Source organism: Streptomyces sp. NPDC046303, from assembly GCF_055588085.1.
On the sequence record NZ_JBVJFA010000011.1, the window covers coordinates 162,811 to 187,591 of the forward strand.

Annotated in this window: 20 protein-coding genes; 13 read left to right on the forward strand and 7 right to left on the reverse strand. The window is 72.2% G+C overall.

Going from position 1 to position 24,781, the window contains the following annotated elements:
- Positions 1 to 255: 255 nt before the first annotated feature.
- On the reverse strand, positions 256 to 873 hold the full coding sequence (locus ACZ6I1_RS14545) for a DinB family protein (protein ID WP_469286976.1): 618 nt from the start codon (positions 871 to 873) through the stop codon (positions 256 to 258).
- Positions 874 to 1,687: 814 nt separating this feature from the next.
- Here ACZ6I1_RS14545 and ACZ6I1_RS14550 point away from each other — a divergent pair.
- Positions 1,688 to 2,134 carry a hypothetical protein gene (locus tag ACZ6I1_RS14550; protein ID WP_469286978.1) on the forward strand — a complete coding sequence of 149 codons (447 nt, stop codon included), beginning with the start codon at positions 1,688 to 1,690 and terminating at the stop codon, positions 2,132 to 2,134.
- Positions 2,135 to 2,193: 59 nt separating this feature from the next.
- Here the strand turns inward: ACZ6I1_RS14550 and ACZ6I1_RS14555 are convergent, their stop codons facing one another.
- Complete coding sequence (locus ACZ6I1_RS14555; RefSeq protein ID WP_469287068.1) at positions 2,194 to 3,063, reverse strand: Gfo/Idh/MocA family protein; 870 nt, start codon at positions 3,061 to 3,063, stop codon at positions 2,194 to 2,196.
- A gap of 332 nt (positions 3,064 to 3,395) precedes the next feature.
- Here ACZ6I1_RS14555 and glnII point away from each other — a divergent pair, with 332 nt between their 5' ends.
- Both glnII and ACZ6I1_RS14565 read left to right on the forward strand, forming a co-directional pair.
- A complete protein-coding gene (gene glnII / locus ACZ6I1_RS14560) occupies positions 3,396 to 4,415 on the forward strand; it encodes a glutamine synthetase (protein WP_469286980.1) in 1,020 nt (339 codons plus the stop codon).
- 434 nt (positions 4,416 to 4,849) lie between these two features.
- On the forward strand, positions 4,850 to 5,467 hold the full coding sequence (locus ACZ6I1_RS14565; RefSeq protein ID WP_469286982.1) for a winged helix-turn-helix domain-containing protein: 618 nt from the start codon (positions 4,850 to 4,852) through the stop codon (positions 5,465 to 5,467).
- 90 nt (positions 5,468 to 5,557) lie between these two features.
- Here ACZ6I1_RS14565 and ACZ6I1_RS14570 read toward each other — a convergent pair whose 3' ends face one another.
- Both ACZ6I1_RS14570 and ACZ6I1_RS14575 read right to left on the reverse strand, forming a co-directional pair.
- Positions 5,558 to 7,117 (reverse strand): PepSY-associated TM helix domain-containing protein, encoded by a 1,560-nt coding sequence (locus ACZ6I1_RS14570; protein WP_469286984.1) that lies wholly within the window; start codon positions 7,115 to 7,117, stop codon positions 5,558 to 5,560.
- Between the two features lie 58 nt (positions 7,118 to 7,175).
- Positions 7,176 to 7,745, reverse strand: coding sequence for a hypothetical protein (locus ACZ6I1_RS14575; RefSeq protein WP_469286986.1), 570 nt, complete (start codon positions 7,743 to 7,745; stop codon positions 7,176 to 7,178).
- A gap of 212 nt (positions 7,746 to 7,957) precedes the next feature.
- Between ACZ6I1_RS14575 and ACZ6I1_RS14580 the strand changes: the two genes are divergently transcribed.
- The 7 genes from ACZ6I1_RS14580 (at position 7,958) to ACZ6I1_RS14610 (ending at position 14,702) form a co-directional block, all read left to right on the forward strand.
- Positions 7,958 to 8,536, forward strand: a complete 579-nt coding sequence (locus ACZ6I1_RS14580; protein ID WP_469287070.1) for a rhomboid-like protein — start codon at positions 7,958 to 7,960, stop codon at positions 8,534 to 8,536.
- Positions 8,537 to 8,564: 28 nt separating this feature from the next.
- Positions 8,565 to 9,368, forward strand: coding sequence for a tyrosine-protein phosphatase (locus ACZ6I1_RS14585; RefSeq protein ID WP_469286988.1), 804 nt, complete (start codon positions 8,565 to 8,567; stop codon positions 9,366 to 9,368).
- Between the two features lie 68 nt (positions 9,369 to 9,436).
- On the forward strand, positions 9,437 to 11,365 hold the full coding sequence (locus tag ACZ6I1_RS14590; protein WP_469287072.1) for a hypothetical protein: 1,929 nt from the start codon (positions 9,437 to 9,439) through the stop codon (positions 11,363 to 11,365).
- Positions 11,366 to 11,420: 55 nt separating this feature from the next.
- Positions 11,421 to 12,365: a metal-dependent hydrolase gene (locus ACZ6I1_RS14595; RefSeq protein ID WP_469286990.1), complete on the forward strand. Its 945-nt coding sequence runs from the start codon at positions 11,421 to 11,423 to the stop codon at positions 12,363 to 12,365.
- A complete protein-coding gene (locus ACZ6I1_RS14600) occupies positions 12,362 to 13,405 on the forward strand; it encodes a PDR/VanB family oxidoreductase (protein WP_469286992.1) in 1,044 nt (347 codons plus the stop codon). The genes ACZ6I1_RS14595 and ACZ6I1_RS14600 overlap by 4 nt, the downstream gene beginning before the upstream one ends.
- Positions 13,406 to 13,429: 24 nt before the next feature.
- On the forward strand, positions 13,430 to 14,158 hold the full coding sequence (locus ACZ6I1_RS14605) for a TetR/AcrR family transcriptional regulator (RefSeq protein ID WP_469286994.1): 729 nt from the start codon (positions 13,430 to 13,432) through the stop codon (positions 14,156 to 14,158).
- A gap of 7 nt (positions 14,159 to 14,165) precedes the next feature.
- Positions 14,166 to 14,702 (forward strand): GNAT family N-acetyltransferase, encoded by a 537-nt coding sequence (locus ACZ6I1_RS14610; protein WP_469286996.1) that lies wholly within the window; start codon positions 14,166 to 14,168, stop codon positions 14,700 to 14,702.
- Here the strand turns inward: ACZ6I1_RS14610 and pulA are convergent.
- Both pulA and ACZ6I1_RS14620 read right to left on the reverse strand, forming a co-directional pair.
- Positions 14,689 to 20,034 (reverse strand): pullulanase-type alpha-1,6-glucosidase, encoded by a 5,346-nt coding sequence (gene pulA / locus ACZ6I1_RS14615; RefSeq protein ID WP_469286998.1) that lies wholly within the window; start codon positions 20,032 to 20,034, stop codon positions 14,689 to 14,691. The genes ACZ6I1_RS14610 and pulA overlap by 14 nt on opposite strands.
- A gap of 100 nt (positions 20,035 to 20,134) precedes the next feature.
- The gene (locus ACZ6I1_RS14620) at positions 20,135 to 21,844 is read right to left on the reverse strand and encodes a carbohydrate-binding module family 20 domain-containing protein (protein WP_469287000.1); all 1,710 of its coding nucleotides are present in this window, start codon (positions 21,842 to 21,844) and stop codon (positions 20,135 to 20,137) included.
- Positions 21,845 to 22,020: 176 nt separating this feature from the next.
- On the opposite strand from ACZ6I1_RS14620, the gene cutA (ACZ6I1_RS14625) reads away from it, so the two are divergent.
- Both cutA (ACZ6I1_RS14625) and cutA (ACZ6I1_RS14630) read left to right on the forward strand, forming a co-directional pair.
- Entirely contained in the window at positions 22,021 to 22,347 is a 327-nt protein-coding gene (cutA, locus tag ACZ6I1_RS14625) for a divalent-cation tolerance protein CutA (RefSeq protein WP_469287002.1), read from the forward strand.
- Positions 22,348 to 22,533: 186 nt separating this feature from the next.
- A complete protein-coding gene (gene cutA / locus ACZ6I1_RS14630; RefSeq protein WP_469287004.1) occupies positions 22,534 to 22,860 on the forward strand; it encodes a divalent-cation tolerance protein CutA in 327 nt (108 codons plus the stop codon).
- Between the two features lie 9 nt (positions 22,861 to 22,869).
- On the opposite strand, the gene ACZ6I1_RS14635 is transcribed toward cutA (ACZ6I1_RS14630), so the two are convergent.
- Positions 22,870 to 24,111: a helix-turn-helix domain-containing protein gene (locus tag ACZ6I1_RS14635; protein ID WP_469287006.1), complete on the reverse strand. Its 1,242-nt coding sequence runs from the start codon at positions 24,109 to 24,111 to the stop codon at positions 22,870 to 22,872.
- 305 nt (positions 24,112 to 24,416) lie between these two features.
- Here ACZ6I1_RS14635 and ACZ6I1_RS14640 point away from each other — a divergent pair, with 305 nt between their 5' ends.
- On the forward strand, positions 24,417 to 24,674 hold the full coding sequence (locus ACZ6I1_RS14640; RefSeq protein WP_469287008.1) for a hypothetical protein: 258 nt from the start codon (positions 24,417 to 24,419) through the stop codon (positions 24,672 to 24,674).
- The last annotated feature ends 107 nt before the right edge of the window (positions 24,675 to 24,781 follow it).

Below are 24,781 nucleotides of genomic sequence, written 5' to 3' on the forward strand. Positions count from 1 at the left end.
AGGGTGATGAGAAGCACCTGGGGAGGGGGTGGGCGCGTCCGATCGCTACGCGCTCCTCTTGTCTCGGCGTCCGACGGCCGCCTGGGGTCCTACCCCCACCGGAGGGTGATGAGAAGCACCTGGGGAGGGGGTGGGCGCGTCCGATCGCTACGCGCTCCTCTTGTCTCGGCGTCCGACGGCCGCCTGGGGTCCTACCCGCACCAGAGGGTGATGAGAAGCACCTGGGGAGGGGAGATGACCCGGTGAAAGGGCTGGTCAGTGGTGGCGTTCGCGGTGGAGGTCGCGGAGGAGGGCGATCTCGGCTCCGTGGTGCAGTACCTCCTGGTTGACCCACCAGGCGATGTCGATGAAGGGTTCTTCCGCGTCGCTGCCGTGTGGGTAGGTGCAGTACCCCACGGTGTCGAGTGCGGCGTCGTCGACGCTCAGCAGTGCCTTCCGCCATGCGGCGGCTGCGGTGTCGAATGCGGCGACTGCCTCCTCCGCGTCCCCGGTGACGGGATAGTCGTCGCGGGTCCGCGTGCGGCTGCCGGCGGTGTGGTCGGCGCGCAGGGTCAGCATTTCGCTGAGGTGGCTGAGGCGCCACGCGATGGTGGTGAAGGGCGGCGGCCAGGGGTGCGGGTAAGTAGCCGCGTCACGGCCCCATTCGCCGGTACCGGCGAGGAGCGTGGCACGCGGGCCGGGCCCCTCAGTTCGCCGCCGCACCGACCAGCACCCCGCCACCGGCTCCCACAGGTATTCCTCGCCGGTCATGGGCCCGACCTTGGTGTCCGTCCCGTCGCCACTGTCCATGACCGGTCCTGACATGCGGTTGGTGAGGCGCTCACGCGCGAAGTCGAACTGCTGCACCAGCGGGACCAGACGGGGTGGGATCACAACTCACTCCTGCGACGAACTGCGGGGACTCCTGGCTAACGCGCCACCCTTTCAGAGCAGGTTCCGACACCGCGTGTCATTTTCCGCGAGCGTCAGTCGCCGTCAAAGAGGAGCGCGTAGCGATCTGATGCGCCCTACCGCCTTCCCAGGTGCTTCTCGTCGACTTCTGGTGCGGGTAGGACCCCGGACGGCCGCCGGACGCTGAGACCTGAGGAGCGCGTAGCGATCGGACGCGCAGGCAGCGCCCCGCCCCCGGCTTTCCGGCTGGCCCGGGTGGGGGTGGGCCACCCGCGACCAGGTCCTGGATCCCTGATGGCCCCTGCCCGTGATCGTGAACCAGTGGACCGTTCTTTTGGGGGCTTCCCGACAGTCCTTGGCTTTCCGGGGCGGGACGGCCTGTCAAGGGTGGAGCGCAGCGACATCGCGAAGCGACGCGACGAAGGAGCGCCCTTGACAGGCCGGCCCGACCCGGAGAGACAGTGGGACTGACGGGAAACCCCCAAACCCTCTCTGATGAGCCCCGAGGGAATCAGGCCCCCGAAGCCCCCGACCGCCCGCTCACCTCGCACCTCGCCCGGCCGTTCACTCCGCCCTCACCCACGCACCCGTAGGGTGACACCAGCACCAAATCGGTGCGTATCGCATCAAAGGACCCGGAGTGGACCACCAGCAGCCCAGCCCACCTACCCCCACACCTCCTCCCACACCACCCCCTTCCACGCCCCCTCCCTCTCCCCCTCCCACACCACCTCCCCCTCCCCCTTCCGCGCCGTTTCCGCCGCCCCGCCGTGCGGCCGACTGGATGTTCGGTGGGGTGTACGGGACGGTGCTGGCCAGTGGGCTGTTGGCCGCGCTGGACCAGGAGGGTGGGGACTACACCCCGTTCTACGACGCCAGCTGGGTGCTCGTCACCGCGGCCACCGCCGGGCTCGCGCACGGCTACTCGCACCACATGGCCACCCATCAGCAGGGCTCCGCAGGACACCGGTGGCGGCTGCTGCTCCGGGCCCTGTGGAACGAGTGGCCGATGATCGCGGCCACCCTTCCCACCGTGCTGCTCCTCGTCCTCGCCGGACTGGCCGGCTGGGACTCGTACGGCGTGACCGCCGTCGGTCTCGGCCTGAACACCGCCCTGCTGTTCGCCTGGGGCTCGTTCGTGGCCATCCGGGTCGGCTACCGGCTGCGCTCCTCGCTGCTCATCGGCCTGGCCGACGCCACGATCGGGCTGGCCATCATCGTGGCCAACGCCCTCATCAAATAGGGAAACGAAGCAGTAGGTAGAGGGGGAGCCCCACAGAGCAGCAGGGAACGAGAACCACCTCAATCCGGCAGCTGTGCCTCCGCCTCCGCCAGGATCTCCGTCACCCGGGCGCCGAACTCCGCGCCCCGCGGGTCCGGCACGCCCGTCCGGGCCGCGGTGAGCAGCGCGTCCAAGGCGCGCCCGTAGGCGCCCGGTACGTCGTTCCAGCCGGGCAGCGTGTGGATGCCCTCGGTCCCGCGCAGCTCCAGCCCCACCCCGGCCGCCGCTTTCGGCGCGCCCAGGCTGAGCACGGCGGTGCTGGCGGCGCCGGAGGCGTGCCGCAGGGCGAGCTGGACCACGTCGGAGGGGCCGCGGGTGGCACTGACCGAGGTGACTTCGCCGAGGATCGGGACCAGGACGGAGAGCGCGTGCGGGCCGACGTCCCACAGCCCGCCCTTGGCCTTGCGCCACGGCGAGGCGGCGTAGGCGCTGGGCGTGCCGTCGGGCGGGAAGACGGCGCCGAGCCAGTGGGCGGCCGCGGTGAACCAGCCGGGGCGGGCGGCCCGTTCCGCGACCCAGCCCGCGGTGGGCTCGGCGAAGCGGAGGGTGAAGAAGACCACGGAGGCGACCTGGTGCCGCGCAGCGGCGTCGGCGACGGCCCGGGCGTCCTCGACGGTCGTCGCGACGGGTTTGTCGAGCAGCAGGTGACAGCCGGCGGCGGCCGCGCGCACGGCGAGCGGGGCCTGGACGTCCGGTGGCAGGGCGAAGGCCACGGCGTCACAGTCGGCGAACAGCTCGTCGGGGTCTTCGTACACCTTCACCCCGTACTCCTGCGCCAGCTCGGCGGCGGCCTCGGGGCGGCGGCCCCATACTCCCGCGAACTCCGAGCCGGTGTGCGCGGCGAGCGCGGGGGCGTGGGTACGGTGCGCCCAGGGCCCGGTGCCCAGCAGTCCGACCCGGGGTCGGCGACCTGCGGCGGCACTCTCGGCGACACGCGCGGCCGGGCTCGCGGCCGGGCTCGCGGCCGGGCTCACGGCAGGCTCTCCGGCAGAGGTCACATCAGACAAAATGCTCACCCGCCCAGTCTGCCCCACTCGGACAGGTGTACCTCCCGCAACCCGCGACCCACCCGCACAACCCACTCGACCTGCGGCGCAAACCTCGGTAACACGGGGTTCACACATGGGCAACGGAAGGGAAATCGCGGGCGGGCACGCTGCGGTCATCACCGCAGCGATGAAGCAGCGACCAGCAGCACCCGCAGAGTCTGAGGATGGGGCCCGTGAGCTACAAGGCTGAGTACATCTGGATCGACGGCACCGAGCCGACGGCGAAGCTTCGCTCCAAGACGAAGATCCTGGCCGACGGCGACGCGCTGCCGATCTGGGGCTTCGACGGATCGAGCACGAACCAGGCCGAGGGCCACGCCTCCGACCGCGTCCTCCAGCCGGTCTTCTCCTGCCCGGACCCGATCCGCGGCGGGGACAACGTCCTCGTGCTGTGCGAGGTCATGAACATCGACATGACCCCGCACGAGTCGAACACCCGCGCCCTGCTGCGTCCCATCGCCGAGAAGTTCGCGGGGCAGGAGCCGATCTTCGGCATCGAGCAGGAGTACACCTTCTTCGACGGCACCCGCCCGCTCGGCTTCCCGGTCAACGGCTTCCCGGCCGCGCAGGGCGGCTACTACTGCGGCGTCGGCTCGGACGAGATCTTCGGCCGCGAGATCGTCGAGAAGCACCTGGACCACTGCCTGGCGGCGGGCCTGAGCATCTCCGGCATCAACGCCGAGGTCATGCCCGGCCAGTGGGAGTTCCAGGTCGGTCCCGTGGGCCCGCTGGAGGTCTCCGACCAGCTGTGGATCGCGCGCTGGCTGCTCTACCGCACCGCCGAGGACTTCAACGTCTCCGCGACGCTGAACCCGAAGCCGGTCAAGGGCGACTGGAACGGCGCGGGCGCGCACACCAACTTCTCCACGAAGGCGATGCGCGAGAGCTACCCCGCGATCATCTCCGCGTGCGAGGCGCTGGGCGAGGGCAGCAAGCCGCTCGACCACGTGAAGAACTACGGCGCCGGCATCGACGAGCGCCTGACGGGTCTGCACGAGACCGCCCCGTGGAACGAGTTCAGCTACGGCGTCTCGGACCGCGGCGCCTCGGTCCGCATCCCGTGGCAGGTGGAGAAGGACGGCAAGGGCTACATCGAGGACCGCCGCCCGAACGCCAACGTGGACCCGTACGTGGTGACCCGTCTCATCACGGACACCTGCTGCACGGGCCTGGAGAAGGACGGCCTGGTCTAGGCACAGGCCTCAGCCCCGCTTCACGCTCCAACTCACTACCTGCACGCTGTCGACGCCCGCCATGCCCCTCCAGGCCTGGCGGGCGTCGCCGCGTTATGTCCCTTGTTGAGGCGAGTCGCTGGAGGGAATATGGGATTCCACTCCATCAGGTGAGACGCGCCCTGCCCCCGGGCCGACGCGTCTGCTTGAATGGCACCATGGCCAGCCACTCGTACACCTCGTCAGGTCGCAGCGACCTCGAGCCGTTCTGGCCCTCCCGTCAGGACCACGATTTCGACCGGGTGTGTTGCCGCGCGAAGAACGCGCCGGCCCTCTAAAGCCTCCGGGATCTCCCAGCCGAGCTGCCCCAGGCCTTCGGTCTGCGCGGAACGACACCGATGACGTACGTACGCACGTCTCCTGCCGACTCCTCCGCGTGAAAGAGCTGACCACTCATGGCGAACACCCGCTCCCTGACCTCCGCTGCGACCGCCCCCGCCCACCTGACCTTCCCGCCCGGTCCGCGCCACCGGCTGCGGTCCGTGGACCGGGACGAAGCATCCCCGGTGGCGGACCTGCTTCCGCCCGGTGCCACCTGGCTGCCCGCGCCCCAGCACACGCTCCCGGCGCTGCCGGGCCGGCCGCCGATGGTCGGCTACCTGGTCCTGGTGCCTGCCGACCAGCAGCAGCCGCTCGCTTTCACCCCGCACGCCGTGGCCGCCCCGGCGGCGCCCGTCCCGTCCGTACCGCCCGTACCGTCCGTACCGCCCGTCCCGTCCCCACCGGACGGCGACGCCCTGGTCCGCATCGATGCGGCCCGGCGCACCGCCGAGGTCGACGGTCGGGTGCTCGACCTGACCTACCTGGAGTTCGAACTCCTGGCCCACCTGGTGAAGCACCCGCACCGGGTGCACAGCCGGGACCAGTTGGTCACCACGGTCTGGGGCTACGGCCATGTCGGCGACGGCCGGACCGTGGACGTCCACATCGCCCGCCTGCGCCGCAAGCTGGGTGCCGCGCACCGCGGTGCCATCCAGACCGTGCGCCGGGTGGGTTACAAGTACGCGCCCTGAGCTTGCGCGCCGGGCCCGTACTCCCGAGCGGAGTACGGGCCCGGCGGCCGTACGACGACGTACTACGCCGTTCTACCCGTACTACCCGTGCTACCCGGCCTTGGCCCGGCGCGCGGCGGCGAAGCCGAGCAGCAGGTCGAACGCCAGGAACACGAGCAGGCTGATCCCGAGCATCGGCACGAACCAGCCGACCACGGCGGTCACCGCGGCCAGCGGCAGCACCACGGTCACCGGCAGCTTCCGCCAGGCACCGCGCGGTTGGGCGCGGCCGACGGAGAGCCTGCGGTCCTTGGTCGGGCGGCGCAGCCACCACATCCGGTAGCCCCAGAAGACGAGGAACATCAGCCCGAGGGCGAGTGCGGCCAGCGCGATCTGGTTGGCGAGCCCGAAGGTCAGGCCCATGTGCAGGTCGATGCCGAAGCGGGTCATCTGGGCGAGCACGGGGTAGTCGGCGAAGCGCAGTTCGTCCATGACCCGGCCGTCGGCAGGGTCGACGGCGACCGCGTCCAGGTGTACGGGCACCTGCTTGTCCTGCTCCTTGACCACGTACCCCTTGCCCTTGGCGGGCAGGGTCACGCGGAGGCTCTCGGTGACCCCGGCGGCCCGGGCGGCCTCCACGGCCCGGTCGATGCCGATGTCCGCCGTGGGCGCGGGCGGGGGCATCTCGGTGCCCTCGGGCATGGTGTGCCCCGCATGCTCTCCCCCAGCTACCGCTGGGAGGTGCCCCGACGCGCCGCCCGTTTCCGCGCCCGGGTTCAGCTGGGCGGAGACGGCCGGGGTGGCCCCGCCGAGGGAGTCCTGGAGCTGCCCGATGTTCTCACCGGCGTACTTCGACCAGGTCAGGCCCGTGGCGGAGAGGACGACGAGTCCGGCGGCCGACCAGAGCCCGACGGCGCCGTGCCAGGACAGGGTCCGGCGCCGGCCGGAGGCCCTGCGGTCCGGGAGGACGAGTTCTGCCGTGCGCTTGCGGCGGCGGCCGATCCACAGGGCGAGTCCGCCGAGGGCGACCACCCACAGCCAGCTCGCGGCGAGTTCGCTGTAGTTCCGGCCGAACTCCCCGAGCTGGAGGCTGGCGTGGAACTCGCTCAGCCAGGCCCGCAGCGGCAGTGCGTCGCCGGAGGTGGCGAGCTGTCCGCGTACCTCGGCCGTATACGGGTCGACGAACACGGTGAGGGTCTCGCCCGCGGGGAGCCCCTCGCTCTCCATGATCACCCGGGTGGTCGCCTCGGCCTCGGGCGCGGGCCACACGGACACGATCTCGCCCTGGGGCGCGGCGCCCTTGGCCGCCTCCACCTGGGCGCTGAGCGGCAGGGCGCTCTCGCCGACGCGGGCGACGGTCAGCTCGTCGGCGTAGACGATCTTCTCGGCCTGCCACGAGGCGGCGTAGAGCAGGCCGGTGGCGGCGGTGAGGAACAGCAGCGGGGCGATCAGCAGGCCCGCGTAGAAGTGCACGCGCAGGAGCAGCGGCCGCAGGGCGGCCCAGCCGCCGCTGCGGCGCTTGGCGGCGTCGGCCGGGTCGGGCAGGTCAGCCGAGTCGGCCGGGTCGGGCGTGCCGACCGGTTCGGATGGGCCGGCCGCGGTCGATATCGCGGCCGGGTCGGTGGATGCGGCGTCCGGGGTCCGGACGTCCTGGGCGTCGTCAAGGGACATGGTGGTCCTCGGTGTTGGCGGAGGCATGGGGAGTCGACCCCGGGCCTCGCCCCCTCGCTCAGGCGCGGGCAGGACGGCCGGGGGCCGTGGTGCGGAAGGCTCGGTCCGCGGGCGGGCCGCGCCGCACCACGGCGTAGGCGTGCACGGCCCCGCGCAGGCTGCGCGGCCGCTCGTACGAGGGCCGGGGCGCGGGCGGGACCGGCGGGGCGGCGGCCGCGCTCGCCCCGGCCAGGGCGAGCGCGCGGGACAGCGGCCGGGCCGCGTGCAGTGCGGCGGCGCCCAGGGTCCGGGCCAGCCGGAAGACGGCGGCCTCGCCCCACGCCAGCCAGGCGGCGCAGAACAGTCCGGCCAGCGCGTGCGCGGCGATCATGCCGACTCCGCCGTGCCCGGCCATGCCGGCGATGTCGGCGATGCCGCCGGACGCTTCGGGAGCCGTCCCGCCCCCGTGCATGCCGGGCATACCGTGCATGCCGGTCATGTGGTGGTGCATCGCGCCGGGCGCGGGCTTCGCCGCCCGGCTCCCGGAGAAGAGGAGGTGCAGCAGTCCCTGGACGGTGAGCACCGCGGCGGCGATCCCGACCGGTCCGCGCCGGCGGCCGGCGGCGGCCCAGGCCAGTGCGCCGGTCACCGCGAAAGCACCCGGAAGCCCTGCCAAGGGAACATCGGTGCCGGACATGCACGAATGCCCCACCGCACCCAAAGCCGTACACACCGCCGCGAACATCGCGGCTCGCGTGGCGCGCATCGGCGCGGGGGGCTGGGACATGGCCGGAACATGCTCGCACGGGGCCCGGTGGTGTCCGCCAGAGGGCCGTATCCGATCATGGGCGGGTGAAGCCAATGCCACTGGGAGCCGTGTACGCGGGCGGGGTCCAGCTCGGGGCGTACGCGCTGGAGCGGCTGGGGCAGGAGGGGCGGGAGCGACTGCTCCGGGAGTGCTCGACGAATGTCGACAATCTCGCCGCCGGTCGCTGGGAGACGCTGCTGACCAGCGCTCTCGTCGTCGAAGAGCCCATGCCCCTGCCGTACGCGCTGCTGCTCGTCGCCGTCCTCGGATACGCCGAGTACGCGTACGGCGCCTGGTGGACGGCCGCGGTGTTCCTGTTCGGGCACGCCTCGGCGACCCTCCTCGTATACGGCGTCCTGCGCAGGACGACCGATCCGGGCACGCGACGCGCGCTGGACGTGGGGACGAGCTACGGGTTCAACGCCGTACTCGGTGCGCTGACCTCGGCCCTGCCGCGCGGGGTGGTCCGCACGACCGCCCGGGTCGGGCTGCTGGCGCTCGCCGCGGCGCCGGTCGTCACACGGGGGCGGACCTTCACGGACGCCGGGCATCTGGCGGCGCTCGGTATCGGCGTCGGGGTCTCACTGGCCCTCGATTGTCTTTCCGATGCGAAACATCTGAAAATTGCATGAACTGCATGAATCACCTGGAGCCACCACGATGACCGCCACCCCCACCCCCGCCGCCACCGTCGCCAACCTCCGCGACCTCGGCGGCACCCCGCTCTCCGGCGGCCGCACCGTCCGTCCCGGCCTGGTGCTGCGCTCCGGCCAGCTCGACCGGCTCGACCTCGGCGCGGACCCGGTGGTGGCCGCGCTGGGGCTGCGGACGGTCATCGACTTCCGCACCGACGCCGAGCGCGCCGACCGCCCCGACCGGGTGCCGGCCGGAGCCCGGCTCCTGGTCGCCGACGTGCTGGCGGACAAGGTGAACGCGGGCTCGGGCCGGATGCCCGCCGCCGCCCAGCTCAAGGACCTGCTGTCCGACCCGGTCGTCGCGGAGGAGCACCTGGGCGGCGGCAAGGCGCAGGTCCTGTTCGGCGACGTGTACCGCTCCTTCGTGCACTCGGCCTCCGCCCAGGCCGCGTACCGCCTGCTGCTCACGGAGGCCGCCGACCCGGCGGCCGGGCCGCTGCTCTTCCACTGCACGGCCGGCAAGGACCGCACCGGCTGGGGCGCCACGGTCATCCTGTCGCTGCTCGGCGCCGACGACGAGACGCTGATGGCCGAGTACCTGTCGGTGAATCCGGCGGTCAAGCAGGCCTTCGCCCCGATGATCGAGGGCTTCACGGCGGCCGGCGGGGACCCGGAGATCGCGCTCGCGCTGATCGGCGTCTTCCCCTCCTACCTGGAGGCCGCGCTGGCCGAGGTGGAGACGCGCTACGGCTCGATGGAGAAGTACGTGCGCGAGGGGCTCGGCGTCTCCGACGAGACGGTCGAGGCCCTGCGCGCCCGTCTGGTGTAGTCGCGGGAGGGCACACCGGGGAGGGCGCGTGCACAGGGCACGGGTGACCATCCGACGATTCGCTCGTTCTGCTGAACGTGACTGCGCCGGATACCGCCACCCTCGTCCCGTGTCCCGATGTCGAGCAGGCCGAGGCCGCCATCGTGGAGCACTATCCGCGGCTGGTGCGGCTCGCCTACCTGGTGCTGCCGCCCGCCTTCGGCCGCAACCGCCGGGTGCTCACCGCCCACTCGCTGGTCCAGCGGTCGCTGCCGCGCGGGCGGCGGGACGGGGCGGGGGCGGCCGCCGTGCGGGGCGGGGTCCCGGGCCAGCGCGGCGGCGAGGGTGAGGCGGGCTACGCGTACGTGCGGCTGCGCGTGCTGCGCGCCGCCCTGGAGGCCGGGGTTCCGCTGACCTTCCGGGCCCTGCCGCGGCGTGCGCAGCTGCCCCCGGTGCTGCCGCAGGTGTGGGGGCTGCGGCTGTTCCCCCGTTCCGGCGGGGCGGAGGAGCTGGCCCTCGACCAGTGGCTGGCCACCCTGGACGGTCCCGGCCGGGCCGCGTGCGTGCTGCGGGCGCTGGAGCGGCTGCCCGAGCCGGAGGTGCTGCGGGTGCTGGACGAGGCGGGGGTCGCGGACCCGGCGGCCGCGGTCGCGGAGTCCGGTGATCCGGCGAACGACGCCCTGTTCGCCTCCCCGGAGTTCGACCCGTGCGTGCTCCAGGCCCGGCCCACCGACCTGTTGCGGCGGCGCCGGCTCGCGCGTGCCGCGCTGGCCGCCGGGGTCGCCCTCGCGGCGTGCGGGGCGCTGCTCGCGCTGCCGGGCGGCGGCTGGGGCTCGGACGGGGCCGCCGCCCCCTTGTACTCGCGCAACGCGGCGGCCGAGCAGGCACTGGATCCCGGCAAGCTGGTACGGGCCGCGCCCGCGCTGTGGCGTACGTCCTCCCGTACGGACTTCTCCGCCTGGCCGGCCCGCGGCGACCGCGCCGGCGACTCCGCGCTGCTGCGCCGGGCGCTGGCCGTGTGGGCCCGCCCGGGCTCCTCCGTGGTCGTCTCGGCCACGCCGGGAACTCCGTCCGGGCCGCCGATGGGTCCGGCGCAGCTGCTGTTCGCGGGCGCGGTCGACCAGGCCGTCGTGGTCCTGCTGTACGACGGGCTGCGCGTGGTCCGGTACGCCGAGCCGCTCGCCGGGGCCACCGGCGCGGCCCTGGACTTCGCCCGGACCGACGGCGCCTCGGCGGACACCGCGACCGCCCTCGTGCTGAGCCGGGTCGACGGCAACGTCCGCTATCTGACGGCCCCTTGGGTGACCGGTGCGGCCCGGCGGGACCTGCTCAAGCCCGGCGAGCCCGCGGTGGCGCTGAAGCCGACTCCGGACGGGGTGACCCCGCCGGTGCCGAGCCCCGCTCCGGCGGGCAACTGCACCAGCTGGAACGCCCTCGCCCTGACCGGCGACGGTGCCACCCGGCTGATCACCGACCTCGGTGAGCTGACCCCGGCCCGGCTCACGTCGGGCGCGCCGGGCGCCGAACGCGATGTGACGGAGGGGGCGGAGCTGGGCGACTGGTCGCGGATCGCCTGCCTGCTGCCGTCGGTGCGCTCGCACGGGGTCCGTACGGTCAACGCGTGGACGTACGCCAAGCAGCCGCTGCCGGAGGGCGACGGGACGGCGACGTGGCTGTGCACGCGGGCCGAGACCTGGCAGGGCGCGGCGGACCGGGTGCAGGCGCAGTTCCTGGCGCCGGGCGCGCCGCTCGCCGCGCAGGCCGCCCGGTCGGAGGGTTCGCCGGCGTGCGGGCCGCGGGAGCCGCGGGTGCTGGCGGGCGTGCTGTGGAAGTCGCGTGCGGGCCAGTGGTACGTGCTGGCGGCGGGCAGTGCGCAGTTCGCCTCGCTGTCGGTGTCGGGCGGCGGGGTGAGCGGTTCGGCGAACGGGAACCGGCTGGCGGTCAAAGCCCCGGCCGGTGCGCAGGTCGATCTGTCGGGCAAACTGACGGACGGGACGAAGGCCGGGTCGCTGCGCTGAGAGAAGTCCGCGCCGAGGGGTTCTCCTCTCCGCTACCCATCAGTACATTGACGCCATGTCTAATACGCCGCTCGCGCCCGCCCCCGTGGCGTCGGAACACGTGGACCTGAGGCCCCGGAACGTGTCCTTCGGCTGGGAGGACACCCCGCTCCACTGGCTGCCGAACGATCCCTTCGCCGGGCACATGATCAATGTGCTGCATCTGCTGCTCCCCGCGGGTGAGCGGTGGTTCGTGCACGTCTACAAGCAGGTGCTCCCGTACATCAAGGACGAGCAACTGCGCGCGGACGTGGTGGGGTTCATCGGCCAGGAGGCCATGCACGCCGCCGCGCACGACGAGGTACTGCCCCACCTGAAGCGGCTGGGGCTGGACCCGACCCCCTACACGGCGCAGGTCGACTGGCTCTTCGAGAAGCTGCTGGGCGACAGGACCCTGCCGCCGGGCCGGGCCCGCCGCTGGTGGCTGATGGAGCGGGTCGCGATGATCGCCGCCATCGAGCACTACACGGCGTTCCTGGGCGACTGGGTGCTGAACGCGGAGGAGCTGGACCGGCGCGGCGCCGATCCGATGATGCTCGATCTGCTGCGCTGGCACGGGGCGGAGGAGGTCGAGCACCGCTCGGTGGCCTTCGACCTCTTCATGCACGTGGACGGCGGCTACCGGCGCCGCGCGCGGACCTGGGCGACCGCCTTCTCGGCGCTGGTCTTCCTGTGGCAGCGGGGGGTCCGCTTCTTCATGGAGAACGACCCGCACCTGGTGGACGGCAAGGCCTCCTTCGGGCAGTTCTTCCGGGCGGGGCAGCAGGGCGTCCTGCCGTCGACGGGCGCCATGCTGAAGTCCATACCGACGTACCTCGCCCGCACCTACCACCCCTCGCAGGAGGGATCGACGGCCCAGGCGGTGGCCTACCTCGCCACCTCCCCCGGCGCGAACGGCGGCGCGAACGGCGGCGTGAACGGCGGGGCGACCGGCAGCGTGAACGGCCGGGTGACGGCATGAGGCGCGCCCTCGCGGTCACCGCCGTGGCCGGCGCGGCCTGGGTGGCCAAGCGCGCCCTGAGCCGCCGCATCGCGGTCTCCCCGCTGTGGCCGCTGCCGGCCCTGGAGAACCCGGTCTCGGGGTACTCGCCGCGCCGCCCGCTGCGCGCGCTGATCACGTCCCGTACCGAACCGGCCGAGGGGGTGCTCCGGCTGACCCTGGAATCCCCGGAGCTCCCGGCCTGGACCCCGGGTGCGCACGTGGACGTCATCCTGCCCTCGGGCCTGGTCCGCCAGTACTCCCTGTGCGGCGACCCGGCGGACGCCGGTACGTACACGATCGCGATCCGGCTGATCGAGGACGGCCGCGGCGGCTCCCGCGAGGCGCACGCCCGGCTGGCCGAGGGCGCCGAGCTGGAACTGCGCGCGCCGCGCAACCGGTTCGAGCTGGTCCCGGCCCCCTCGTACGTGTTCGTCGCGGGCGGCATCGGCATCACCCCGATCCTGCCGATGCTGCGGGCGGCCACGGCGGCGGGCGCCGACTGGACCCTCCTCTACGGGGGCCGCTCCCGGGCCTCGATGCCGTTCCTGGCCGATCTGGCGGTCCACGGCGACCGGGTGAGCGTCGTCCCGGAGGACGAGGCGGGCCTGCCCGACCTGTCGTTCCTGTCCGCGGCCGGGCCCGGCACGCTGGTCTACTGCTGCGGTCCGGAGCCGCTGGTGCAGGCCGTCATGGCGGCGGCCGCGGACCCGGCGGCGGTGCGGGTGGAGCGCTTCGCCCCCTCGGCGCCCGGGCCCGCCCGGCCGTTCACGCTCGAACTGCGGCGCTCGGGGCGCACGGTGGAGGTGGGCGCGGCCGAGACCGCGCTCGCCGCGGTGCGCCGGGAGCTGCCGGACACCCCGTACTCCTGCGGGCAGGGGTTCTGCGGAACCTGCCAACACCGGGTGCTGGCGGGCGAGGTGGACCACCGCGACGAGCTCCTCACGGACGCCGAGCGCGAGGACTCGATGCTGCTGTGCGTATCGCGCGCGAAGGACGGCCACCTCGCCCTGGACCTGTGACCGGTCCGAAGTAGGGTGTTCCGCATGACAACCGGGGTGCGGCGCAGGATGGGTGTCGAGGAGCGGCGGCAGCAGCTGATCGGGGTTGCCCTGGAGCTGTTCAGCAACCGCTCCCCCGACGATGTGTCGATCGACGAGATCGCGGCGGCCGCGGGGATATCGCGGCCGCTCGTCTACCACTACTTTCCGGGCAAGCTCAGCCTGTACGAGGCCGCGCTGCGGCGGGCGGCCGACGAGCTGGCGCTGCGGTTCGTGGAGCCGCAGGAGGGGCCGCTCGGGGCCCGGCTGTTGCGCGTGATGGGGCGGTTCTTCGCCTTCGTCGACGAACACGGGCCGGGTTTCTCGGCGTTGATGCGCGGCGGCCCGGCGGTGGGGAGCAACCAGACCAACGCCATGATCGACGAGGTGCGGCAGGCGGCGTACGAGCAGATCCTCACGCATCTGGGCATCGGCCCCGCGGACCCGCCGGCGCGGCTGGAGCTGGTGGTGCGGTCCTGGGTGTCGCTCGCCGAGTCCACCGCGCTGATCTGGCTGGACGGGCGGAAGATCCCGCGGGCCGAGCTGGAGTTGCAGCTGGTGCACGATTTCGCGGCGCTGGCGGCGGTGAGCGCGGCGTACGACGCCGAGATGGCGGGGATCCTCGTACGGATCCTGGCCGGCGAACCCGCCGACGGGCCCTTCGGGGAGCTGGTCGGGAGGCTTGCGGCGCTGGTTCCGACCGGGGTGCCCGGCCCGGGTGATCTTGCTCGATAATGCCCGCGTGATCATTGACGACGGGATCTTGTTCCGGCAGGCCGAGGAGAAGGACGCCGGCCAGCTGGTGCGGCTGTACGACCAGGCCGCCCGCTGGATGCAGAAGCACGGGATCGAGCAGTGGAAGCCCGGTGACAAGGACGCCGCGCACTTCCGGACGAAGATGCGCGAGGGCGAGGTGTGGATCGCCGCCGACGCCGACGGACACGTCTGCGGGGCGTACGAACTGTGGTGGAGCGACGAGGAGGCCTGGGGGGTCCAGCCGCCGGTCGCGGGCTACGTGCACCGGCTGATGGTGGCCCGCGAGGCCGCGCCCGCCGGCGCCGGGCGCCGCCTGCTCGAACATGCCGAGCGGCGGATCGCCAGGACCGGGCGGGAGCGGGCGCGGCTGGACTGCGTCTCCACCAACCCCCGGTTGCTCGCCTACTACCAGGGGGCGGGCTACCGGGTGGTCGGGGAGTTCCCCCACAAGGAGGGGAAGGACGGCAGGATCTACGGGGTGATCCTGCTGGAGAAGCGGCTGGACCGGCTCAGCGTCGCGTGAAGACCGACACCGTGCGGCCGGGGACGGTGAACTCTCCTGTCGTCGTGTCGTACGTGGACTGCTTGACGGTGGCGTCGGAGCCGGCGGCCTGCACCGGGTGCAGGCCGTAGGCGCTGCCCGCGAGGGCGGGGACGCGCTGGGGACGGGCGGTGGGCGTGGCGTTGAAGACCACCACCAGGTCGCCGAGGACCATGGTGATCACCCCCGGGGTCTCCTGGGTGCCGGAGAGCGGGAACGACAGCCGGTCCTGGACCGCCTGCGCGGTGGTGAGGGCGAAGGCCCCTTCCGTCGTGCGGATCTTCAGCAGGTCGCGGTAGGCCGCCGAGGCACCGGTGATCTCGGCGCAGCCGGGGGCCGGGGCGGTCAGCAGGGGCTTCGCGTAGAGCCACTTCGAGGCGTTGTCGGCGGCCGGGGGCAGGCCGCGGCCGAAGCCGTTGCCGTCCCGGCAGTCCCAGTGGAGGGCGTTGAACCAGTCGCCGCTGTCGTAGGAGTTGCGGTCCAGGGACTTGGAGCGGAGCAGGTCCGTGCCCGCCTGGGAGAGGGCCGGGCCCTGGGAGAGGGCGGCCGTGGCCATGGCCAGGACCTGCATCCGGGCCTTGTCGGCGGCGCCGGTGGCCGGCGGGAGCTTGTAGGTCAGGGCGTCGGCGAGGGTCTCGTTGTCGTGGGCGTCCGCGTAGGCGAGGGCGTCGCCGGGGGCGGCCGCGTAGCCGGCCGGGGCGCCGTTGTAGTCCACCTCGGAGCCCTTCGCCCGGCGGCCGGTGGTGTCGGTGAAGGTGTAGGCGGCGAGGTTGCCGGACAGGCCCACCTTGATCAGGTCCTGGGCGTGCAGGAGGCGGGCCTTCTGCTCGGCCGGGGTGCCGTTGGCGGGTGATCCGTTGGGCTCGGTGAACAGGCCGGAGGCGAAGCCCTGGACGCGCGGGTCCTCGTCGAAGGGGCCGCCGCCGCGGACCGCGTCGCGGGCCCGGTCGGAGAAGGTGGCGATGCCGGTGCCGGCCATGTTCTGCTGGGTGGCCTGGACGAAGCGGGCGTCGTTCGCGACCTCGCCGAAGTTCCAGCCCTCCCCGTAGAGGACGATCTTCTTGCCGTCGACCCCGTCCTTGGCGACGGTGAGCTCGTCGAGGGCCTTGCGGACGGCGAGGATGTTGGCCTTCGGGTGGTGGCCCATCAGGTCGAAGCGGAAGCCGTCGACCTTGTACTCCTTCGCCCAGGTGACGATCGAGTCCACGACCAGGCGGCCCATCATCGCGTTCTCGGGAGCCGTGTTGGCGCAGCAGGTGGAGGTGGCCACGCTGCCGTCGGCGAGCAGGCGCTGGTAGTAGCCGGGGACGATGCGGTCCAGGACGGACTTGTCCGACTGCCCGGCGGCGACGGTGTGGTTGTAGACCACGTCCATCACGGTGCGCAGGCCGGCCCCGTTGAGGGACTGGACCATCCTGCGGAACTCGACCGTGCGGGCCGTGCCGTTCGGGTCGCTGGCGTAGCTGCCCTCGGGGACGGTGTAGTGCAGCGGGTCGTAGCCCCAGTTGTAGGCGTCCTTCGCCGCGGCGGCGGCCACGCAGGCCTGCTGCTCCTGCGCGTCGGGGGCGTAGGCCTTCAGGTCGCAGGCGGGCTCGGTGCGGTCCGCCGCCTTCTCGGGGATGGTGCCGATGTCGAAGGCCGGCAGGAGGTGGACGTAGGAGGTTCCGGCGTCGGCCAGGCCGCGCAGGTGGGTCATGCCCGCCGAGCCGGTGTCGGTGAAGGCCAGGTACTGGCCGGGGTGCTTCGAGGTGCGGTCCGCGACGGAGAAGTCACGGATGTGGAGCTCCTGGATCTGGGCGGAGGTGAAGGGTACGGGGGCGGGCTTGCGCAGGTCCTTCCAGCCGGGCGGGGCGAGCTTCGGGTCGGTGAGGTCCACGGCCAGGCTGTGCGTGGAGTCGGCGGTCAGGGCCGTGGAGTAGGGGTCGGTGACGAGGTTGCGGACCACCTGGCCGGTGGTCGGCGCCCAGACGGTCACGGCGTAGCGGTAGGGCTTCCCCGTCCAGGAGCGCTCGCCGCGCACCGACCAGACGCCGGTCGCGTCGTCGCGCCGCATGGCGACGGTGCGGCCGTCGAGTTCGAGGGAGACCTCCTGGGCGGTCGGGGCCCACACGGAGAGGGTGGGGCGGCCGTCCTTGAAGACGGGGCCGAGGGAGGCGGTCGTGGCGTACAGGTCGTCGAGGACCCCGGCGAGCTGCACGCCGGTGGCGGCGAGGACGGCGCCGTTCGCGGCGCGGGCGCTCGCGACGAGCTGGCCGCGCAGGGCTTCGCGTACGCGGTCGCGGTCGCGGGGGTCGACGGTGAAGGCGGAGTACGCGGCCAGGTGCGGGAACTTCTGCTTCTGGGCGGCGGTGAGCTCGGTGCGGTTCAGGCGCAGCCAGCGGGCCCCGCCCTCGTACAGGCGACCGTTGTCGGCCTTGACGGCGCCGTCGCGGGAGGCGAGGAGCTGGGCGGAGGCGGCGGCCGCGGGGGCGTTCCAGGCGAGGGTGTCGCGGTCGATCCAGACGGCCTGGGCCTTGGTGAGGTCCAGGGCGGCGCCCGAGCCCGCGGGCTGCGGCAGGAGGTACTTCTCCTTGCCGCCCAGCATCCACACCTCGTGGCCGGTGGCCTTCAGGTCCAGGGACTGGTCGGAGGGGAGGTCCTTCTCGTCGCCCTTGTGGAGGATGTAGCTGAGGCTGGTCGCCCCGGCCGCGAGCGGGACCTCGTACACGGCGCCGTAGGCGTCGGTGCGGGCGGGCAGCAGCGGCTTGGACCAGTCGGTGGGGGTGACGGCGCCGGTCCAGACGTGCAGGCCCCAGCCCTCGTAGGCGCCGTCGGGGCGCTGGTAGTGCAGGACGGCCTTGGAGGTGTCCTGCGGCGGGTAGGCGGGGCGGTCGGTGCGGGCGGGCTCCTTGCCCTGCTCCAGCCAGATCTCACCGGTGCGGGTCACGTCGATGGTGCGGTCGGCGGCGACGTCCTTGTTGCCGTCCTTGTCGATGACGAGGTAACCGACGGAGGAGGCACCGGGCTTGAGCTTGACGTACGCGAAGGCGCCGTACGCGTCGCGGCCGGTGAAGCCGTGTCCGGCGGGCCACGGTGTCGCCTCGCCCTCGGCGATGTCGCCCCAGGCGTAGAGGCGCCAGTCGGTGTAGTCGCCGTCGGGACGGTGGTAGTGGACGACGGCGTAGTCGCGCTGGGTGGCGGTCGGGACCTCCTTGGGCGGGACCTGCCCGGCGGCGGACTCGGCGAGCGCGCTCGCGGTGCGGCCGGCGGCGTCGACGGCGACGGCCTTGTAGCGCAGGGGGGTCGCGGGCGCTGCTGCGATGTGCTGGGTGACCTTGTACGGGGCGTGGTCGGCGGAGCCGAGGACCTGCCACGGGCCGTTGCCGGTCTGCGCGGCGAAGACGACCCTGTTCAGGCCGCCGCCGGTCACGTCGGCGGTGAGCTCGACGGTGCCGGTGGCGCCGGGGGCGGGGGCCTTGAGGGTGACGGCGGGCTTGGTGGCCGGGGCGGCGAGGGGGGCGGTGGCCTGGAGGACCACGGAGCCGAAGGCGGGGACGACGACGGTGAGCTTGCCGGCCGACGAGGCGCGGAGCAGCGCGCTGCCGCCGTACACGGTGCGGTACTGGGCGCCGGCCGGGGCGTCGATCTGTACGGACGTGGACTCGGCCGCGTTGTTGGCGGCGACCAGGTACTCGGTGCGGCTGCGCGGGTCGGTCCGGGCGAAGGCGTAGACGGAGCCGTCGGCGAGGCGCTCGCTCTGGACGCCGTCGCGCAGGGCCGGGTGGGCCTTGGTCAGCTTCGAGAGAGCACTGATCTGCCGGTAGAGCGGGTGCTCCGGATCGTAAGCGTCGCTCGCGTGGGTGCGCACCGTTCCGAGCTGGTCGTCGTCCAGATAGTCGGCGACCTGGGAGGCGAACAGCGTCTGCCGGGCGTCCTTGTCACCGCCGGCGCCCGTGAATCCCTGCTCGTCACCGGAGTAGACCACCGGGTTGCCGCGGGAGAGGAACATCAGCTCGTTGGCGAGCCGGTAGCGGTCCAGCAGCTCCTGCTCCCCCGCGCCCGGCCGGTCCTGCTTCAGGAAGGAGCCGAACCGTCCCATGTCGTGGTTGCCGAGGAAGGTCACCTGCTCGTAGGCGTTGGCCTTGTCGGTGGTGTACCGGTAGTCGTCCCCGAGGACGGCGGCCAGCCGGCCGGCTGCGGCGCCCTGGGCGGCGTACGAGCGGATCGCGTCCTGGAGCGGGAAGTCGAGGGTGGCATCGAGGCGTCCGCGCGTCACGTACGGGGAGGTGACGGCCGTGTCGGCGGAGTAGACCTCACCGAACATGAAGAAGTCGTCCCGGCCGCGCTTCGCCGCGTACGCGTCGAGCGCGGTGGCCCACTGGCTCCAGAACTCGAGGTTCACGTGCTTGACGGTGTCGATCCGGAACCCGTCGATATCGAATTCCTCGACCCACTTCTCGTAGATCTTCTCCATCCCGCTGACGACCTCGGGACGCTCGGTCCACAGGTCGTCGAGGCCGAAGAAGTCGCCCTGCTCGGAGGACTCGCCGGCGAAGGTGGAGTCGCCCCGGTTGTGGTACATCTGCGGGTCGTTGAGCCAGGCCGGCACCTTGAGGTTCTTCTTGGCGTCGGCGACGAAGGGGGTCCGTGGGAAGGACCCGCTCCCGGTCTTCGGGAACTTCCCCTTCCCGCCCGCGTAGTCCGTGTCGTCGAACGGCACCCCGTCCTTGGTCAGGTACGGGAAGGCGCCCTTGGACAGGTATCCGTACGAGCCCTCCCGGTAGTCGACGACATCGGCGGTGTGGTTGGTGATGACGTCGAAGAAGACCTTCATCCCCTTCCCGTGCGCCTTGTCGATCAGCCGCTCCAGATCGGCGTTGGTGCCGAAGTGCGGGTCGACCTGGGTGAAGTCGGTGATCCAGTAGCCGTGGTAGCCCGCCGAGACGTCGTCGCCCTTGCCCTGCACCGGCTGGTTCTTGAAGATCGGCGCCAGCCAGATGGCCGTGGTCCCCAGACCCTTGATGTAGTCGAGCCGGTCGGTGAGCCCCTTGAGGTCACCGCCCTGGTAGAAGCCCTTGTCCGTCGGGTCGAGGCCGGTCTCCAGGCGGGAGCCGGTGAGGCCGCCCCGGTCATTGCGCGGGTCGCCGTTCGCGAACCGGTCCGGGAGCACGAAGTAGAACTGCTCCCGGGTCAGGTCGTGCCGGGCCGGCTGGGCGGCGAGTTTCGCGTCCGAGGGCGGGGCGGGCGGCCGGGCCGTCGCGGCCGCGGCGGGGAGGGCGGGCAGGAGCGTCACGGCCAGTGCGGCGGCGAGGACTCCTGCGGCAGGGCGTATCAAGGCGGATCTCCTTGTGTACGGGTCGCATGGATGAGGGCCGCCCGGCAGTGGCGGGAACGGAGTGCCGGGCGGCCCTGTCTGGGGGGCGGGGGGGGAGGGGTCAGCTGCGCCAGGTGTCGTTCAGCGTGATCTTGCCGCTCGCGGGGACGGTGGCCGTGCGGTTGGCGCCGCTCTCCCAGGTGACGTTGCCGGAGGCGTCCTTGCGGACGTACTTGTAGGCGAAGGAGGTCCCGGCCGGGAGCGTGACGTCGAGCTTCCAGACGGGATAGGCGGCGGGGTCGAGCTTCGGGGCACTGCCGGTGTTCCAGGCGCCGAGCTCGGCCCGGTCGCCCACGACGTGGATGTTCTGGCCGGGGACGGTGGTGGCGTTGACGGCGAAGGAGGCGCCGGAGGCGGTCGGCGGCGGGGGCGTCGTACCGCCGGAGCAGGTACGGGCGCCGGCGTGCAGGGCGACGGCGGTCCCGGCGGCGAGGGTGGCGCTGAACTGCCCGCCGGAGCTCACGTTCACCGTCCGCCCGCTCTGCACGTCGCAGTAGTCGCCGCCGGGCAGGGAGGTCTGGAAGGTACGGGTCAGGGCGCTCGCCTCGTGGTTGATCGCCACGTACGCCTTGGAGCCGCGCCCGAAGGCGATCTGGTCGCCGCCGTTGTCCCACCAGTTGGTGACGGCCTGCCCGCGGGCCGCGTTGCGGAAGGCGACCATGGAGGAGATCTCCCGCCAGGCGTGCTGGCACTTCCAGCCGTCCGCGTAACAGGCGCCCACCGAGCCGCCGTTCGGCGGGCCGGCGTCCTTGTCGGTCCACTCGTAACCGGAGTGCACGTCGGGGGAGCCGTAGGGCCAGGCCAGCATGAACACGTTCGCAAGGGTGTAGTGCGCGCCGTCCTTGTAGCTGAGGGTGTCCCCTCCCCGCTCGGTGTCGTGGTTGTCGACGAAGACGGCGGACTGCCCGCCGGGCATGTACCCCCAGGCCTCCCCGAAGTTCTTCAGATAGGCCAGGTTCTCGTTCTGGAAGACCCTCTTCAGGTCCCGCGCGTACCGGAACTCCTGTACGTCCCCGCTCCCGAGGTACTCGGCGGGCGATACCGCCTCACCGGCCCCGTGGATGGCCTCCTGCTTCCAGTAGACCCCCGGATTGCTCAGCCGGGACTTGATGGCGGCCAGGTCGGCGGCGGGCATGTGCTTGGCGGCGTCGATCCGGAACCCGTCCACCCCCAGCGACAGCAGGTCGTTCAGATAGCCGGCGATCCGCCCCCGCACGTAGTCCTCGCCGGTGTCCAGATCGGCCAGCTGCACGAGCTCGCAGTTCTGCACATTGGCCTTGTCCTGGTAGTTGGAGATGGTCGCCCGGCAGTCGTCCATGTCGGAGCCGGAGTAGATCCCCGGATACCCGTACTTCGTGTACGAACTGCCCCCGGTCCCCGTCCCGTCCCCGGCGGCCATGTGGTTGATGACGGAGTCGGCGACGACCTTCACGCCGGCGGCGTGGCAGGAATCGACCATGGCCTTGAACGCGGCCCGGTCCCCCAGCCGACCGGCGATCTTGTAGCTGACGGGCTGGTAGGACGTCCACCACTGGGGGCCCTGGATGTGCTCCTGCGGCGGCGAGACCTGGACGTACCCGTATCCGGCGGGCCCGAGGCTCTCGCCGCAGGCCTTGGCCACGGAGTCGAACCGCCACTCGAACATCACGGCGGTGACGTCCCTGTCTCCGGGGGGTGCGGCCTGCGCCTGCGGGGCGTGCGCGGTGAGGGTCGCGACGCCGAGCGCGGCGGCGGCAGCGGCTGCCACCAGGGTTCTGCGGGTGCGGGGCATGTGGGGCCTCCTGGCGGAGAGGTGGGGATTGCACGCGACCGTATGGGCCGAAACCCGCCCCTGCAAGACCTTGCGCAAGAGATTGCAGAATTGTTTCTCCGACGTGTCCTCCCGGGGCCCCCGGCCGACGGGCCGGATAGTGTCCCCCGGGCAACCGACGCCGGAGGAGGGCCCCGATGCCGACGGACATCGTGATCGCACAGACCACCATCGACAGCGAGCACCGCGCGACCGAGCTGGCACGAGGCGCGGTGGAGGCCCGCCTGGCCGCCTGCGCCCACATCGACGCCCCGTTCACGGCCGTCTACCGCTGGAAGGGCACGGTCGAGACGGCCACCGAATGGCGCGTCTCCTACAAGACGACCCGCCAACGCCTGCCCGCCCTGGGCGCATGGGTCGCCCAGGAGCACCACTACGAGGTACCGCAATGGATCGTCCTCCAGGCCGACGCCGGCTCCGACCCCTACCTGTGGTGGGTCGCCGAGGAGACGACCCCGGAGTAGCCGGCGGCCACAACTGCCCGGCCGGTCGGCGGCTTTACCATCGGAGGCATGGTCTCTGAGCGCGGCCCGTCAGGGCCGCGTGCGTGGCCACGCAGGTGGGCGGCAGTGCGGCGCAGCTCGCCTAGGGCCTGTTCACCGACGCCGGTACTGTCCATTGAGGCAAACCGACACAGCAGGAGGACCGCCATGGCGACCGACGTCGTGATCGCACAGACCACCATCGACAGCGAACACAGGGCGAGCGAGTTGGCGCGAGGCGCGGTGGAGGCCCGACTGGCAGCCTGTGCGCACATCGACGCCCCGTTCACTGCCGTCTACCGGTGGAAAGGGACCATCGAGACGGCTACCGAGTGGCGCATATCGTTCAAGACGACACGAGACCGTCTGCCTGCCTTGGGCGCGTGGGTCGTGCAGGAACACAGTTACGAGGTACCGGAGTGGATCGTACTTCCGGTAGAAGGCGGCTCAGATGCCTACCTCGCATGGGTCGCAGACGAGACCGCCCCCGAGTAGCCGGAAAGGTCAGGTGGCGCAGGCCCGGAGCTGCGCGGCCAGTTCGCGCTCGCGGTCGGGAAGCCGGTCGACAACGTTGAGTGCACGCGCGCGGCCCATCGTGTTCGGGCGGGCCTCAGCCGCCGCCGCGAACCGACGGGCAACATGCACGCCCTGATCGGTGTCGCCACCCGCAAGAAGAGCAGCGGCCAGGTCACCGAGGACGACGACGCCCGCGTCGGACAGCTCGCTGCCCAATCGCCGCGTGGCGGAATCGGCCGCCTCGGCGAGCTCGGGGTGAGCAAGCTGCCCGTAGACGGAAAGCACAAGGGAGTCCATGCGCGCCGGGGTCATGAACTGCACCCATTCCTGTTCTGCCGTGTGGTCGGCGTACTCGTAAGCGGTGCGGGCACGATCGAGTGCGCGCAGGGATGCAGTCACGTCGCCGATGGAAGCCGCCTCTTCAGCGTGCCGGGCGTGAATCCACGCTGCGGCGGTGGCATTCCCACGGCCGCGAACCTGCGTGGCTGCCTGAGCCAGGAGTTCAAGCCTGCGGACGGGACTGGCCGCCCCGTAGCTCGCATACGTCAAGGCAAGGGCGCTCAGCGGCGGATGGCCCACGGCGTCAGCACAATCGGCGGTGACTCGATAGTACGAGCGGGCCGCCGCGTGGTCGCCCAGGTCCCAGGCGATCCACCCGGCCAGAGCCGCGGTCTCGCCGGCTGCGATGCCGAGATCCCTTTCGTGATCAAGGGCATAAGGCAGGGCAGAAGTGATCGCATCAAGATGCCCCTCGACGGGCCGTCGAAGTTGTCGTGCCGTCAGGCGGTGCTCACTGGTGTGGAGCGCGCCGGCCCGTTGCACCAGCGCGCCGGCCGCGTGGGCGTCGATGCGCCGACCCTTGACGAGGGCGTAGGCCAGCCGCGCCCATGGCTCACTGGTGACAGCAGCGCCGATGGCGCCCCCAATCAGTTTGCGCCGCTCCACGTCGTCCCGCTCCTGTTCTTCCCGATCTACCAGGTTCCTGCGTCGTGCGCGAGCGGCGGCAGCCTCCCGCTGAAGCTGCTCCGCCGGCAGGCCGAAGGCCACCGCGATGTGAGCGAGGGTGTGGGTGGTCGGAACGTTCTCGCCGTTCTCATAGCGGCTGATCTCACGGCGCGTCATGGTGTCCCGGCCTGAGACCGTGTTGATCGCGGCGGCCTGCTGCTCCTGAGTACGTCCGGCCTCCATGCGCAGCCGGAGCAGCAGTTGGCCGAACGGGTCTGCGGACATGAGTGTGACCCCTGTCGGTCGGCGTGGCCCCCATGATGACCGCTGCGTTCCCCGCAAGTTCCCCCTTGACAAGTTTTTCCCCCGAAGGTTTCCCCTGGGAAGAGGGCTGGCCGGGCGGTGTCATCGATCCATGACCGCATATCGAAGGGGCATCGCGGAACTCCCCACCATGACTCTCGACGTCCCCGAAACGCCGGACGACCCCTGGCCAAGCCCGGAAGCCAGGCCCGGGCTCAGCCAGGAGCTTCTCGACCGCGCTCGCGTCGGCTGGGAGCGTTTCCTCTCGTCCATGGAGGAGGCGTCCTATGAGTGAGCGGTACGAGTACGTGCCGCATCGGCTCCTGCGGCGCCGTGTCCGCGATATCGCCTCCGGCACCGAGGGGGAGCTGATGGCCGTGATCAACGAGAACGTCTCTGACTCGCCCCTCCACGACCATTGGGTGGAACTGGCGTACATCCGGGTCGCGTCCGGCCGCGAGTTCACGACCGCAGTCGACAACCTCGAACCCGCCGATGGCCTGCCACAGACGGACCGCAGACGCCGAGACGTGAGAAACGCGTAGCGATCTGGCGCGCGGGCAGCGCCTCGGCTTCGGTTTCCGGCTGGCCCGGCCGGGGGCATGCCGGCCAGAGGCCGGGCCCAGTCCTGCGGCCCCGGTCCAGCCGTCTC

Bases quoted from the DNA above. Each gene is read 5' to 3' on its own strand.
- ACZ6I1_RS14595 (WP_469286990.1), top strand. From the start codon at position 11,421: ATGTCTAATACGCCGCTCGCGCCCGCCCCCGTGGCGTCGGAACACGTG.
- ACZ6I1_RS14570 (WP_469286984.1), bottom strand. From the start codon at position 7,117: ATGTCCCTTGACGACGCCCAGGACGTCCGGACCCCGGACGCCGCATCC.
- ACZ6I1_RS14640 (WP_469287008.1), top strand. From the start codon at position 24,417: ATGAGTGAGCGGTACGAGTACGTGCCGCATCGGCTCCTGCGGCGCCGT.
- ACZ6I1_RS14580 (WP_469287070.1), top strand. From the start codon at position 7,958: ATGCCACTGGGAGCCGTGTACGCGGGCGGGGTCCAGCTCGGGGCGTAC.
- ACZ6I1_RS14620 (WP_469287000.1), bottom strand. From the start codon at position 21,844: ATGCCCCGCACCCGCAGAACCCTGGTGGCAGCCGCTGCCGCCGCCGCG.
- cutA (WP_469287002.1), top strand. From the start codon at position 22,021: ATGCCGACGGACATCGTGATCGCACAGACCACCATCGACAGCGAGCAC.
- ACZ6I1_RS14600 (WP_469286992.1), top strand. From the start codon at position 12,362: ATGAGGCGCGCCCTCGCGGTCACCGCCGTGGCCGGCGCGGCCTGGGTG.
- ACZ6I1_RS14585 (WP_469286988.1), top strand. From the start codon at position 8,565: ATGACCGCCACCCCCACCCCCGCCGCCACCGTCGCCAACCTCCGCGAC.
- ACZ6I1_RS14635 (WP_469287006.1), bottom strand. From the start codon at position 24,111: ATGTCCGCAGACCCGTTCGGCCAACTGCTGCTCCGGCTGCGCATGGAG.
- ACZ6I1_RS14605 (WP_469286994.1), top strand. From the start codon at position 13,430: ATGACAACCGGGGTGCGGCGCAGGATGGGTGTCGAGGAGCGGCGGCAG.
- ACZ6I1_RS14565 (WP_469286982.1), top strand. From the start codon at position 4,850: ATGGCGAACACCCGCTCCCTGACCTCCGCTGCGACCGCCCCCGCCCAC.
- cutA (WP_469287004.1), top strand. From the start codon at position 22,534: ATGGCGACCGACGTCGTGATCGCACAGACCACCATCGACAGCGAACAC.